General features: G+C 65.4%; 11 protein-coding genes. 7 read left to right on the top strand and 4 right to left on the bottom strand.

What is annotated here, in order from left to right; all coding sequences use genetic code 11:
* The 4 genes from WBB14_RS05730 to WBB14_RS05715 form a co-directional block, all read left to right on the top strand.
* Positions 1-589, top strand: a 589-nt coding sequence (locus tag WBB14_RS05730) for an ATP-binding cassette domain-containing protein (RefSeq protein WP_424238963.1), incomplete at its 5' end; no start/stop codon positions are given.
* On the top strand, positions 586-1617 hold the full coding sequence (locus WBB14_RS05725) for an ABC transporter permease (protein ID WP_424238962.1): 1032 nt from the start codon (positions 586-588) through the stop codon (positions 1615-1617). The genes WBB14_RS05730 and WBB14_RS05725, both read left to right, overlap by 4 nt.
* Positions 1614-2594: an aldo/keto reductase gene (locus WBB14_RS05720; RefSeq protein WP_424238961.1), complete on the top strand. Its 981-nt coding sequence runs from the start codon at positions 1614-1616 to the stop codon at positions 2592-2594. The genes WBB14_RS05725 and WBB14_RS05720 overlap by 4 nt, the downstream gene beginning before the upstream one ends.
* Positions 2595-2607: 13 nt before the next feature.
* Positions 2608-3456, top strand: a complete 849-nt coding sequence (locus WBB14_RS05715) for a class I fructose-bisphosphate aldolase (RefSeq protein WP_424238960.1) — start codon at positions 2608-2610, stop codon at positions 3454-3456.
* A 43-nt stretch (positions 3457-3499) separates the two neighbouring features.
* On the opposite strand, the gene fdx is transcribed toward WBB14_RS05715, so the two are convergent.
* From fdx to WBB14_RS05700, 3 genes are all read right to left on the bottom strand, one after another.
* On the bottom strand, positions 3500-3838 hold the full coding sequence (gene fdx, locus WBB14_RS05710; RefSeq protein WP_424238959.1) for an ISC system 2Fe-2S type ferredoxin: 339 nt from the start codon (positions 3836-3838) through the stop codon (positions 3500-3502).
* Positions 3839-3854: 16 nt separating this feature from the next.
* On the bottom strand, positions 3855-4334 hold the full coding sequence (gene cueR, locus WBB14_RS05705) for a Cu(I)-responsive transcriptional regulator (RefSeq protein ID WP_424238958.1): 480 nt from the start codon (positions 4332-4334) through the stop codon (positions 3855-3857).
* A gap of 107 nt (positions 4335-4441) precedes the next feature.
* A complete protein-coding gene (locus WBB14_RS05700) occupies positions 4442-5446 on the bottom strand; it encodes a 2Fe-2S iron-sulfur cluster-binding protein (protein WP_424238957.1) in 1005 nt (334 codons plus the stop codon).
* Positions 5447-5753: 307 nt separating this feature from the next.
* Here WBB14_RS05700 and WBB14_RS05695 point away from each other — a divergent pair, with 307 nt between their 5' ends.
* From WBB14_RS05695 to WBB14_RS05685, 3 genes are read left to right on the top strand one after another with little or no spacing between them, the layout of a single operon-like run.
* Positions 5754-6998: an efflux RND transporter periplasmic adaptor subunit gene (locus WBB14_RS05695; RefSeq protein WP_424238956.1), complete on the top strand. Its 1245-nt coding sequence runs from the start codon at positions 5754-5756 to the stop codon at positions 6996-6998.
* Positions 6995-10171 (top strand): efflux RND transporter permease subunit, encoded by a 3177-nt coding sequence (locus WBB14_RS05690; RefSeq protein ID WP_424238955.1) that lies wholly within the window; start codon positions 6995-6997, stop codon positions 10169-10171. Before WBB14_RS05695 ends, WBB14_RS05690 begins: the two co-directional genes overlap by 4 nt.
* A 20-nt stretch (positions 10172-10191) precedes the next feature.
* Positions 10192-11664: an efflux transporter outer membrane subunit gene (locus WBB14_RS05685; RefSeq protein WP_424238954.1), complete on the top strand. Its 1473-nt coding sequence runs from the start codon at positions 10192-10194 to the stop codon at positions 11662-11664.
* A 111-nt stretch (positions 11665-11775) separates the two neighbouring features.
* Here WBB14_RS05685 and WBB14_RS05680 read toward each other — a convergent pair whose 3' ends face one another.
* A complete protein-coding gene (locus tag WBB14_RS05680; protein WP_424238953.1) occupies positions 11776-12279 on the bottom strand; it encodes a ClbS/DfsB family four-helix bundle protein in 504 nt (167 codons plus the stop codon).
* Positions 12280-12419: the final 140 nt, after the last annotated feature.

Raw genomic sequence — 12419 nt, 5'->3', positions numbered from 1 at the left:
GCGCGGCGCCGTGCGGCTGCGGGGCCGGCCCCTGCGGCTGCGCCGCTATGCCGACGCCCTGCGCCACGGCATTGCCTACCTCAGCGAAGACCGCAAGGCGGCCGGCCTGTTCCTGGACATGCCGATCGAACAGAATGTGTCCTCCATGGCGCTGAGCCGCATCAGTTCGCGCTTCGGCCTGCTCAAGCGCGCCGCAGAACGCAGCCTGGCCGTCGAACTGGGCGCACGGCTCAAGCTCAAATCCGACGGCGTGGCCACCGACGCCAGTTGCCTGTCGGGCGGCAACCAGCAAAAGGTGGCCATCGCCAAACTGCTGGCCACCCGCCCCTCGGTGCTGCTGATGGACGAACCCACGCGCGGCGTGGACGTCGGCGCCAAATCCGAGATCCATCACCTCTTGCGCGAGCTGGCCAACCAGGGCGTGGGCGTGGTGGTGATCTCGTCCGAACTGCCCGAGATCATCGGCCTGTGCGATCGGGCCCTGGTCATACGCAATGGCAGGCTCGCCGGAGAACTGGCGGCAGGCGACATGACGGAAGAAAAACTGCTGCGGCTGGCCTCGGGCCTGTCCGCCCAGGAGGCGACATGATGAGCGACCTGAAATCCCACTCCGCGGCGCAAGCGGTCCTGACGCCTCCCGCCGCCAGCCTGCCGCCTGTCCCTCGCCCGGGGCGGCGGCTGGGCAGCTTCCGCGAAGCGGGTCTGCTGCTGATCATCGCCGCGCTGTGCGTGGTGATGAGCTTCGCCTCGCCGCATTTCCTGACCTGGGAAAACGTGCGCGCCATGCTGCTGTCGTTTTCCATCGAAGGCATCGTGGTGGTCGGCATGACCATCCTGGTCATCGTTGGCGGCATCGATCTGTCGGTGGGCTCGGTGGTCTGCCTGGCCATGGTCGTTACCGGCAAGCTCTTCCTGCTGGGGCTGGACCCATGGACCGCCAGCCTGGCGGCGATCGCCGTCTGCACGATGGTGGGCATGCTCATTGGCGGCTGCGTCACCCGCATCGGCCTCAGCCATTTCATCGCGTCGCTGGCGTTCATGGTGATCGTGCGCGGCCTGTGCCTGGCAATCACCCAGGGCACGCCGCAATCGTTGTTCTCGCTGCCGCCGCAATTCAAGTTCATAGGCCAGGGATCCATCGGCGGCATTCCCGCCGTCATCCTGATCTTCGCTGCCATCGTCATCGTCAGCGATTTCGCGTTGCGCCGCGCCGCGCTGTTGCGCAAGGTGTTCTATACCGGCAGCAATGAAAAGGCCGCGCTCTATGCCGGCATCCGCACCGGCCGCGTGAAGTTCTGGGTCACCGTGCTGTGCTCGACCTTGGCGGGGGTGGCCGGCGTGGTCTACACGGCCCGTTTCGGCGCCGCCACGCCCAACTTCGGCGTGGGCATGGAGCTCAACGTCATTGCGGCGGTGGTGATCGGCGGCGCCAGCCTCAAGGGCGGGTCGGGCACCGTGTTGGGCGCGGTGCTGGGCCTGGCGCTGTTGTCGGTCGTCACCAGCTCGCTCATCCTGCTCGACGTGTCGCCCTACTGGCAAGACGTCGTCAAGGGGCTGATCCTGCTGGCCGCCGTCACCGTCGACCATCTCATGAACGTCAGAAAGGTTTCCCGATGAAGACTACAACACTGGGCGCATCCGGCATCGCCTGCGAATCCGTCGGCCTGGGCACCTGGGCCATGGGCGGCTGGATGTGGGGCGGCGCGGACGACGCGGCCGCCATTGCCGCCATCCAGGCATCCCTCGACGCGGGCGTGCGGCTTATCGACACCGCACCCGCCTATGGCCTGGGGCACGCCGAAAGCCTGGTCGGCCAGGCGCTCAAGGGGCGCCGCCAGCAGGCGGTCATCGCCACCAAATGCGGACTGGTCTGGCACACGCGCCAAGGCGAACACTTCTTCGATGAGGACGGCCAGGCCGTGCATCGCCACCTGGGCCGCGCCTCCATCTTCCATGAAGTTGAGCAAAGCCTGGCGCGTCTGCAGACGGATTACATCGACCTCTACATCACCCACTGGCAAGACGCCGGCACGCCCGTCGCGGAGACCATGGACGCCTTGCTGGATCTGAAGCGGCAAGGAAAGATCCGCGCCATCGGCGTCAGCAACGTGGATTCCGGCACGCTCGCCGAATACCTGCGCCACGGCCCGGTCGACGCCATCCAGGAACGCTACAGCCTGATCGACCGCGAGATCGAAGCCACGCTGATGCCGCTGTGCCGCAGCCACAACGTCGGCATCCTCGGGTATTCCTCGCTGGCGCTCGGCCTGCTGGCCGGCCCCATCGATCCCGGCCGCCGCTTTACCGGCGACGACCAGCGCGCCGGCAACCCCCGCTTCAGCGTCGCCAACCGCGGGCGGCTGCAAGGCTTCTTCGCGGAACTGGAGCCCCTGCGCCAGCGGCTGGACTGCTCGGCTTCGCAGCTGATGATCGCCTGGACCACACGGCCGGGCGGCGTCACCGTGGCGCTATGCGGCGCACGCACGCCGCAGCAGGCCACGCAGAACGCCGGCGCCGCCGCGCTGGAGCTCTCGCCTGAAGACCTTGCCGTCATCGACCAGGCGGCCGGGCGCCACTTGCAAACACTGGATTGAACAAGGAGTCCCCATGCTGCACAGAAAACAAGCGCGCCTGAACCGGCTGCTGACCCGCGGCCGTTGCCTGGACATCGCCGTCGACCACGGCGTCTGCAATGAACCCAGCTTCCTGTCCGGGCTGGAGGACATGCCGGCCGTGATGGAGCAACTGGCGGCGGCGCGCCCCGACGCCATCCAGCTGAACTACGGCCAGGCCGACCTGCTCCAACAGCGTCCCGGCCGCGACAAGCCCGCGCTGGTCATGCGCCTGGATATGGGCAATCCCTACAACGCCACCACCCACCGCGTCATGTGGGCCGTGCTGCAGAACGAACTAGACCCGGTGCTGCCCGCCGTCCAGATGGACGCGGCCTGCGTGGTGGTCAACCTGTTCATGTTGCCGGACGAACCCGACCTGTTCCGCCAGTGCGTTGCCAACATCGCCCGCGTTCGCGCGGACTGCGATCGCTACGGCATGCCGCTGATGATCGAACCCCTGGTCATGGCGCCGCACTCCGCGCGCGGCGGCTATATGGTCGATGGCGATGCCGAGAAGATCGTCACGCTGGTGAGGTTGGCGCGCGAAATGGGCGCCGACATCGTCAAGGCCGACCCCACGACTGCCACGCGCGATTTCCATCGCGTGGTGCAGGCGGCGCGTTGCCCCGTGTTGGTGCGCGGCGGCGGGCGGGAGGACTTGCGCCAGGTCTTTGAGCGGTCGCGCGAGCTGCTCGACGAGGGCGCCGTGGGGCTGGTGTACGGCCGAAATGTTTACCAGCACACTGATCCGTCGTCGGTAGTGCGGGCACTGATGGCCATGATCCATGACAACGCCAGCGCCAGTCAGGCGTGGGAACTATACGAGGCAGGCGGCCGTTAGGAGTGAGCCCAGACTCCCGCCTTCATGGCGCCCAAGCCAGATCCTAATGGTCTTCCTTGGCATGGTTGATCGTGTACTTGGGAATGGCGACGGTAAGGTCCACTTCGGCCACGATGGCCTGACAGCTCAGGCGGGACTGGGCTTCCAGTCCCCAGGCCCGGTCGAGCAGATCGTCCTCGTTCTCATTGGCTTCGTTCAAGGAGTCGAAACCCTTGCGCACGATGCAGTGGCAGGTGGTGCAGGCGGCACTCATGTCGCAGGCATGTTCTATTTCAATGCCGTTGGCCAGCAAGGCCTCGCAGATCGTGGTGCCGACCCGCACGTCCAGCACGGCGCCTTCAGGCGCCAGTTCGGCATGCGGAAGAACGGTGATTTTGGGCATGTCTGATTCCAGGTTCTCAGCAAGTTGACGCGGGTTTTTCCGGTCTGCCGCTGCGAAAGCGCCGTTGCACCGCGCCGCTGCGCGCGGCGGGTTCCGGCTCTCTGTCGTCGGGCTGCTCAAGGGTATGCAGGATGGGGCAGTTGGACCGCTCGTCCCCCGCGCAGCACCGGATCAGCGTCTTGAGCGTCTCGGCCATTTGCCGCATGCTTTCGATGCGCCGGTCCAGTTCGGCCAGGTGTTCCTGGGCTACGCGCTTGACGTCCGCGCTTTGGCGCGATTGGTCGTGCCAAAGGCCCAGCAGATCCTTGGTTTCGGCCACTGAAAAGCCCAGATTGCGGGCGCGGCGGATGAAGTGGAGCCGGTGGACGTCGATCCGGTTGTAGGCGCGGTAGCCGGACGTGGTCCGCTGCGCCGCCGGTATCAGGCCGATCTGCTCGTAGTAGCGGATCATCTTTGCCGAGACCTTGGATGTCTTGGACGCTTCGCCAATGTTCATGGAAGTCTCCTTGCTCATGGGGAGGGTGGGCAGGAGGGAAGCCTGAGGCTTGCCAACGTGGGAAGGTCAAGCGTGTCCGCTGCTGCGGGGCCTGGCGGGAGGTCGGGCTACTGTGGCGTAAAAAAGACGTCGGCGTGCACGTCCTGGACGTTCAGGCCGCGCTCGAATGCGAGCGCCAAGGCAGCCTCCACCATTGCCGGCGGGCCGGCGACATAGGCTTTCCAATGGTTGAGATCCGCCAGATCTTCTCCGACCGCTTGCGTGACGACGCCCGTCCGGTATTGCGCCGCCTGCGTTTCGGACAACACCGGCACAAAGCTCAGGTTGGCGTGGCGACGCGCCAGTTCATGGAAATGCTCGACGAAGTAAAGATCCCGTTCCATGCGCGCGCCGAAGTAGACGTGTATCGGCTGCCTCATGCCGTGTGCGAGCGCGGTTTCGACGATTGAGTGGATGGGAGCCAGTCCCGATCCGCCCGCGATGCAAAGCATCGGCCCGGAATGCTGTTCGCGCAGATGCGATGATCCGAGCGGAGCGCGGAGCGCGACGCGTTCGCCAGGCCGCAGCGCGGTGTGGACATAGCCCGACGTGATCCCGCCTTGAACCCGGCGGATGTGGAATTCCAGTTCGGAGTCTCCCGGTCTGTTGGCCATTGAGTAGCTGCGTGGCGGCGACTGCCCGAATGTGATGTCGGCGTACTGCCCGGCGGCGAACGCCAAGGCGTCCGTTCCGTCTGGTCGAATCCTGACGCGCCTGATGTCGTGCGTCAGTTCGTCCATGGAAACGACGATCCCTTGCAGATGCTGGATGGGCGCCGCGGCCGCCACGTCGTCGGCCCCGAGCCAGGCCACCGCCACATCGGTCTTTGGTACCGCTCGGCACGCCAGAATGAAGCCGCGGGCTTTTTCTTCTTCCGTCAACGCGTAGCGCGAGTGCGGCAGCATTTCCGCCTCGCCTTCGATCAGGCGGGATTTGCAGCTTCCGCAGCGGCCGGAACGACAGCCGTGCGGATAGGCAACGCCATGCTGCAGAGCCGCCTCCAGTATGGTCTGTCCGTCCAGAAGCGGCAGCCGGGCTCGCGCCTGCCGGATATCCACTGTCTTGCCGTTCATGTCGAGACTCCCTCGATGAGCGTAGCCGTCGTCGCAGGTCCCATCGCGTGGGATTGATGTTCATCGTGAGAGCGGTTCTGCATGATTGTTCCGAATGCTTCAGGTTGGTATGGGACGGCATCAGGATGCCCTTCGCTTTTCAGGCGGCGGCCCAAATCTATTCCTTCCAACGATTGCAAGGTCAATAGCCTGAAGCGCCTGCAAACGCAGGCTTGACCTTCCCGTTGTTGTAATGCCTAGCCTTGCCGAATTGCTGCAGAGGAGCTTCGGAAGGGCCGAAGCCCTGCTGCACAGAAGGGGCATGTCGATGCGTCGAAAATTCAGAATTGTTGCGGTGGCGGGAGCCATCGCCGCGGCCGGAACCATTGCGTTAGCGGCCGGCGAATCCTCCGGAGACGAAAGCAAGACGGCGTCCTCATCGGGCGCCGTGGCCGCGCCGATGGCGCCACAGGTGCCGGTGGCCGAAGTGATCCAGCGCGTCATCTCGCCATCGACCGACTTCACCGGATATCTCTCGGCTCCGGAGACCGTTGAATTGCGGTCGCGCGTAAGCGGGGCGGTCGATGCCGTCAGCGTTCCGGAGGGCGGCCTGGTGCGCAAAGGGCAACAGCTGTTTCAGATCGATCCGCGGCCATTTCAGGTCGCGCTCGATACCGCCACGGCACAACTGCGCCAGGCCGAGGCGCTGGCCAGCCAGGCCCAGGGCGACTTCGACCGCGCCCAGCGATTGGTGGCCACCGGCGCGGTTTCGCGCAAGACCCATGACGACGCGGTCTCCGCGCGCAACGCTCGCCAGGCGGAGATCCTGGTGGCCAAGGCGGCCGTCGCCGCAGCGCGGCTCGACCTGTCCTACGCACGCATCACCGCGCCGATTTCGGGGCGTGTCGACCGGGTTCTGGTGACCGAGGGCAATCTGGTCAACGGCGGCGCGGCGGGCGTGGCGAACCTGCTGACCACGATAGTGTCGATCGACCCCGTGCACGTGTACTTCGATATAGACGAAGCGACCTACCTCAACGCCGTGAGACAGGTCCGGCCCGACTCCAGTGGCGGAAAACCTTCCCTGCCGGTAGCCGTGGCGCTGACGACGGACCGGGACTTTCCTCATCAAGGCATGCTGGACTTCGTGGGCAACCAGATCGACCGGCGCACAGGCACGATCCGCGTCCGCGCCGTCGTGCCGAATCGCGACGGCCTGCTGGCTCCGGGGCTGTTCGCGCGCGCCAGGCTGGCGACGGGCGTTGAGCGCCCGGCCATTCTGGTCGATGACCTGGCGGTGGGCACGGACCAAGGGAAGAACTACGTCCTGGTCGTGGGCCAGGACAATCAGGCGCAGTACCGCGCGGTGGAGCTGGGCCAGATGACGGATGGCCTGCGCATCATCAATAGCGGCTTGCAGGCCGGAGAGAAGATCATCATCAAGGGCCTGGTGCGTCCAGGCATGACCGTCACGCCTCGTCTGGTGCCCATGCAACAGGTTGCCGTCGCAGCGCAGAAGGCGGGCAATGCGGGCGGCGGCGCCGCCGCCGGCTCCACGGAGACCCGCCAATGAAGTTTCCCCATTTCTTCATTGCCAGGCCGATTTTCGCCATCGTCCTGTCGCTGTTGATGCTGCTGGCGGGCGGCATCGCCTTCTGGCAGCTGCCGCTGAGCGAATACCCTGCCGTCACGCCGCCCACGGTGCAGGTGACCGCGAGCTATCCCGGCGCCAATCCGCAGGTGATCGCCGATACCGTCGCAGCCCCTCTGGAACAGGTGATCAACGGCGTCGAGGGCATGCTTTACATGAGTTCCCAGATGGCGGTCGACGGCCAAATGGTGCTCACGATCGCGTTCAAGCAGGGGACGGACCCGGACATGGCGCAGATCCAGGTGCAGAACCGGGTCTCGCGCGCCTTGCCGCGCTTGCCGCAGGAGGTGCAGCGCATCGGGGTCGTGACGCAGAAGACCTCACCCGATGTGTTGATGGTGGTGCACCTCGTTTCGCCCGAAAAGCGATACGACTCCCTCTACTTGTCGAACTTCGCCATTCGGCAGGTGCGCGACGAACTCGCGCGCCTGCCGGGGATCGGCGACGTCCTGGTCTGGGGCGCCGGCGAATACTCCATGCGCGTCTGGCTGGACCCGACCAGCGTTGCCGCGCGCGGCCTGACCGCCAGCGATGTGGTCGCGGCCCTGCGGGAGCAAAACGTGCAGGTCGCCGCGGGATCCGTGGGCCAGCAGCCGGATACCTCGGCCGCCTTCCAGGTGACCGTCAATACCTTGGGCCGCCTGACCAGTACGGAGCAGTTCGGCGACATCGTCGTGAAGACCGGCGCCGATGGCCAGGTCACCCGGCTGCGCGACGTTGCCCGGGTGTCCTTGGGCGCCGATTCCTACACCCTGCGCAGCCTGCTGAATGGCGAGTCGGCGCCGGCCCTGCAGATCATCCAGAGTCCTGGCGCCAACGCCATCGACGTCTCCAACGCGGTCCGCGCCAAGATGCAGGAACTGCAGCAAAGCTTCCCGCAAGATGTGGAGTACCGGATTGCCTATGACCCCACCGTCTTCGTGCGCGCCTCGCTGCAATCCGTAGCGGTCACGCTGCTGGAGGCCATCCTGCTGGTCGTCATCGTGGTGGTGCTGTTCCTGCAGACCTGGCGCGCCTCCATCATTCCTCTCGTGGCCGTGCCGGTGTCGCTGGTGGGCACCTTCGCGCTGATGCACATGTTCGGCTTTTCGCTCAACACCTTGTCGCTGTTCGGCCTGGTGCTATCGATCGGCATTGTTGTGGACGACGCCATCGTGGTGGTCGAGAACGTGGAGCGGCACATGGCCCTGGGCGAATCCCCGCGGCAGGCCGCGATCAAGGCCATGGATGAGGTCACGGGACCGATTATCGCGATCACCTCGGTGCTGGCGGCGGTCTTCATTCCTTCGGCGTTCCTTTCCGGCTTGCAGGGCGAGTTCTATCGCCAGTTCGCGCTGACCATCGCCATCTCGACCATACTCTCCGCCATCAATTCCCTCACCCTGTCGCCCGCGCTCGCGGCCATCCTGCTCAAGCCGCACCAAGACGCTGCCAAGGCCGACTGGCTGTCGCGCGTCATGGGCTGGGCGTTGGGCGGATTCTTCCGGCGCTTCAACTTCTTCTTCGACAGTGCTTCCAACGCCTACGTAGGCACCGTGCGCCGGGCGGTGCGCGGCAGCGCCATCGTGCTGCTGCTATACGCGGGATTTGTCGGTTTGACCTGGCTGGGCTTTAACCAAGTGCCGAATGGATTCGTGCCGGCCCAGGACAAGTACTTCCTGGTGGGCATCGCCCAGTTGCCCAGCGGCGCTTCGCTCGACCGGACGGAGGCGGCCGTGAAGCAGATGTCCGAGATTGCGCTGGCTGAACCCGGCGTGGAGAGCGTGGTTGCCTTCCCCGGACTTTCGGTCAACGGTCCGGTAAACGTGCCGAACTCGGCGCTGATGTTCGCCATGCTCAAACCCTTCGATGAGCGCCAGGATCCTTCGCTTTCCGCCAACGCCATCGCGGGAAAATTGATGGGCAAGTTCAGCCAGATTCCGGATGGGTTCCTGGGCATCTTCCCGCCGCCTCCGGTGCCAGGCCTGGGGGCCATGGGTGGCTTCAAGCTGCAGATCGAGGACCGCGCCGGATTGGGGTTCGAGGCGCTGATGCAGGCGCAGGGCCAGATCATGGCCAAGGCCATGCAGGCTCCCGAACTGGCAAACATGCTGGCCAGTTTCCAGACCAACGCGCCGCAATTGCAGGTGGACGTCGATCGCGTGAAGGCCAAGTCCCTGGGGGTGTCGCTGACGGACGTGTTCGAGACCCTGCAAATCAACCTGGGATCACTCTACGTCAATGACTTCAACCGCTTCGGCCGCACCTACCGGGTCATGGCGCAGGCCGACGCGCCGTTTCGCATGCAGGCCGATGACATCGGCATGCTCAAAGTGCGAAACGACAGCGGCGAGATGATTCCGCTGAGCGCGTTCGTGACCCTGACACGCGGGTCCGGCCCGGACAGAGTCATCCGCCACAACGGCTTTCCATCGGCGGATATCAGCGGCGGCCCCGCGTCGGGATACTCGTCGGGGCAGGCGACCGATGCCATAGAGCGCATCGTCCGCGAGACCTTGCCGGAAGGGATGGCCTATGAGTGGACGGACCTCGTCTACCAGGAGAAGCAGGCCGGCAATTCGGCGCTGTATATCTTTCCCCTGGCGGTGCTGCTGGCCTTCCTTATCCTCGCAGCCCAGTACAACAGCTGGTCGCTGCCGTTCGCAGTGCTGCTCATCGCGCCCATGGCGTTGCTCTCGGCGATAGGCGGCGTCTGGCTATCCGGCGGAGACAACAACATCTTCACGCAGATCGGCTTCGTGGTGCTGGTGGGGCTGGCCGCCAAGAACGCCATCTTGATTGTGGAATTTGCCCGCACCAAGGAAGAAGAAGGCGCCGATCCGCTGGCGGCGGTCCTGGAGGCGGCGCGTCTGCGCCTGCGGCCCATTCTGATGACCTCGTTCGCGTTCATCGCGGGCGTGGTGCCGCTGGTGCTCGCCACGGGCGCTGGCGCGGAGATGCGCCATGCCATGGGTATCGCCGTGTTTGCTGGCATGGTGGGCGTGACACTGTTCGGCCTGCTGCTCACGCCTGTTTTCTACGTTGTCGTGCGCAAGCTGGCGCTGCGCCGGGAAGCCCGCCAAGCCTTGGCCCGTTCGAGCGACCAGCACGCATGATGGCCAGGAGGAATTTCGACATGACCTACCGTTTTACTCGCTCCCGGCACGGCAGCATGCTTGCGCCGCTTGCCCTTGCGGTCGCGTTGACTGGGTGCTCCTTGGCGCCGAAGTACGAACGCCCCGAAGCGCCCATCGATGCGAGCTATGCGTCGGATGCTCAGGACGCGCAGTCAATGCCTGATGCGATGGCTGCGGCCGATATAGGCTGGCGCGACTTTTTCCGTGACCCGCTATTGCAGCAGTTGATAGAACTTTCGCTGCACAACAACCGGGATATGCGCCGGGCCGCGCTCAACGTCGAAGCCGCGCAGGCGCTGTACCGGATCCAGCGCGCTGCCGTGCTGCCGAACCTGAGCGCCTCGGCCAGCGGCGCATCCGAGCGCATTCCAGGCGACCTCGGCGCCGCGCAGGCCGGCCACGTCGCCAGACGCTACGACGTGGCCGGCGTGACGGCCGCGTGGGAACTGGATCTCTGGGGCCGCATCCGTAGCCTCAGCGACCAGGCCTTGGCCGCCTATCTGGCGCTGGAGGAAACCCGGATCGCCACGCAGCTGAGCCTGGTTTCCGAAGTGGCCAATGCGTATCTCACGCTGCGCGCAGACCAGGAGCTGCTGAGGCTGACGGAAGATACCCTGGCTACGCAAAAGCGTTCGTACGATCTGACGGCCGAGCTGGCCGCGGCCGGCAATTCGACGCAACTCGACCTGCGCCTGGCGGAGATTGCGTTGCGCAATGCAGAAGCCTACCGCTCCGCTTACACGCGGCAAGTGTCGCAGGACCGCAATGCCCTGGTGCTGCTGCTGGGGCAGCCGCTGACGCCCGCGCTGTCTCGTCAGCTGGACGAAGCGACAACGCTGCCCGACGGTATCGTTCCGACGGATTTGCCGACCGGGCTGCCATCCGACTTGCTCGCCCGCCGGCCTGACATCCGTGCGGCAGAGCAGTTGCTGCGTGGTGCCAATGCCAATATTGGCGCTGCGCGCGCCGCCTTTCTACCCGCGATCAGCCTGACGGGCTCGGCGGGGTCCGCCAGCGCATCCCTGGATGGCTTGTTCGATTCCGGGTCGAGGGCCTGGACCTTCCTGCCGCAGATCACGCTGCCCATCTTCCGGGGCGGCGCCTTGCTGGCCAATCTGGAAGTGGCGCATGTACAGAAGCGCCTTGAGATCGCCAGCTACGAGAAGGCCATTCAGGTGGCGTTCCGTGAGGTAGCCGATGGATTGGCGGGCAAGCGCACGCTCGACGACCAGATCCGCTCGGAGCAGTTGGCAGTGGCGGCCAGCCGCAGCGCGTACGAGCTGGCGGAGCTGCGCTTTCAGGAGGGCGTGGACGACTATCTCACCTTGCTCGAGGCCTATCGCTCGCTATACGGCGCACAGCAAATCCTGGTGCGGACACGCCTGACGCGCTTGAACAATTTGATCGGGCTTTACAAAGCGCTGGGAGGCGGGTGGTCGGAGCATACGGTGCGGTCGCCTGCGGGCGCATAAGCATCCGCCGGCCGCGTGAACCTTGGGGGACATTGCCAGTCCCCCGGGGTTTCGCCAGCCGCCTTGACGCGGCGGCGGGGCTCGCCAGCGATAGTCCGGCGTTGATACCTGCTATACGACCTGCTTCCACGCGCGCAACTTCGACAACGCGTTGGCGTATGCCATGCACGTGTAGACCTGGAGCCGGCCGCCCAGGGTTTCGGCTCCCCCGTCCGAGGGCGCGAAGAGGGCCGCTTCCGAATGCAGCTCCACGCTGCTGACTACGCGCTCCTGTCCGAGCCTGGTCAGTTCATGCAAGTCGTGGAGACTGCGGCTGGCGAATTCGCGCCGGAATGGGTGGGCCAGGCGGCCGACTCTCTCCAGCATGGCCTCCCGGCAGTAGTACGGAGCGCTGGCGCCCCTCGGCCCGGCGGCGGCGAACTGCAGGATCATCGTGTTCCAAAGAATCATGTCGATCAATACGGTTGCGGCATCGATGGGCGTGCGATGAGCAGGCCCCACCTCCGCGGTCTTGCGGTAAAGGCTTGCGCGTATGGTGGCCGCCTCTACGCGGAATTGTCTGTGCCGGTCGCGGATGTTGCGCAGGAGCTCTAGTCTGGACGCGGGCAGTTTCATCGGGATCTATCCTTCAAGTCGTCGAATATCGGGCCGTCGGATTGCGTCCGATGAGTCAGCCCGCCGTGGGCGCAGTGCTGGCCGCGGAAGCGCGGGCATGCAGCGCTTCCGCTCGGGCCATGGCGAAAATCCTGAGGTTT

Source organism: Achromobacter sp. (genome assembly GCF_049647645.1).
Taxonomy (GTDB): Bacteria; Pseudomonadota; Gammaproteobacteria; order Burkholderiales; family Burkholderiaceae_B; genus Achromobacter.
This window is presented reverse-complemented; position numbering and strand designations above follow the sequence as displayed.

Bases quoted from the DNA above. Each gene is read 5' to 3' on its own strand.
- WBB14_RS05725 (WP_424238962.1), top strand. From the start codon at position 586: ATGATGAGCGACCTGAAATCCCACTCCGCGGCGCAAGCGGTCCTGACG.
- WBB14_RS05720 (WP_424238961.1), top strand. From the start codon at position 1,614: ATGAAGACTACAACACTGGGCGCATCCGGCATCGCCTGCGAATCCGTC.
- WBB14_RS05715 (WP_424238960.1), top strand. From the start codon at position 2,608: ATGCTGCACAGAAAACAAGCGCGCCTGAACCGGCTGCTGACCCGCGGC.
- fdx (WP_424238959.1), bottom strand. From the start codon at position 3,838: ATGCCCAAAATCACCGTTCTTCCGCATGCCGAACTGGCGCCTGAAGGC.
- cueR (WP_424238958.1), bottom strand. From the start codon at position 4,334: ATGAACATTGGCGAAGCGTCCAAGACATCCAAGGTCTCGGCAAAGATG.
- WBB14_RS05700 (WP_424238957.1), bottom strand. From the start codon at position 5,446: ATGAACGGCAAGACAGTGGATATCCGGCAGGCGCGAGCCCGGCTGCCG.
- WBB14_RS05695 (WP_424238956.1), top strand. From the start codon at position 5,754: ATGCGTCGAAAATTCAGAATTGTTGCGGTGGCGGGAGCCATCGCCGCG.
- WBB14_RS05690 (WP_424238955.1), top strand. From the start codon at position 6,995: ATGAAGTTTCCCCATTTCTTCATTGCCAGGCCGATTTTCGCCATCGTC.
- WBB14_RS05685 (WP_424238954.1), top strand. From the start codon at position 10,192: ATGACCTACCGTTTTACTCGCTCCCGGCACGGCAGCATGCTTGCGCCG.
- WBB14_RS05680 (WP_424238953.1), bottom strand. From the start codon at position 12,279: ATGAAACTGCCCGCGTCCAGACTAGAGCTCCTGCGCAACATCCGCGAC.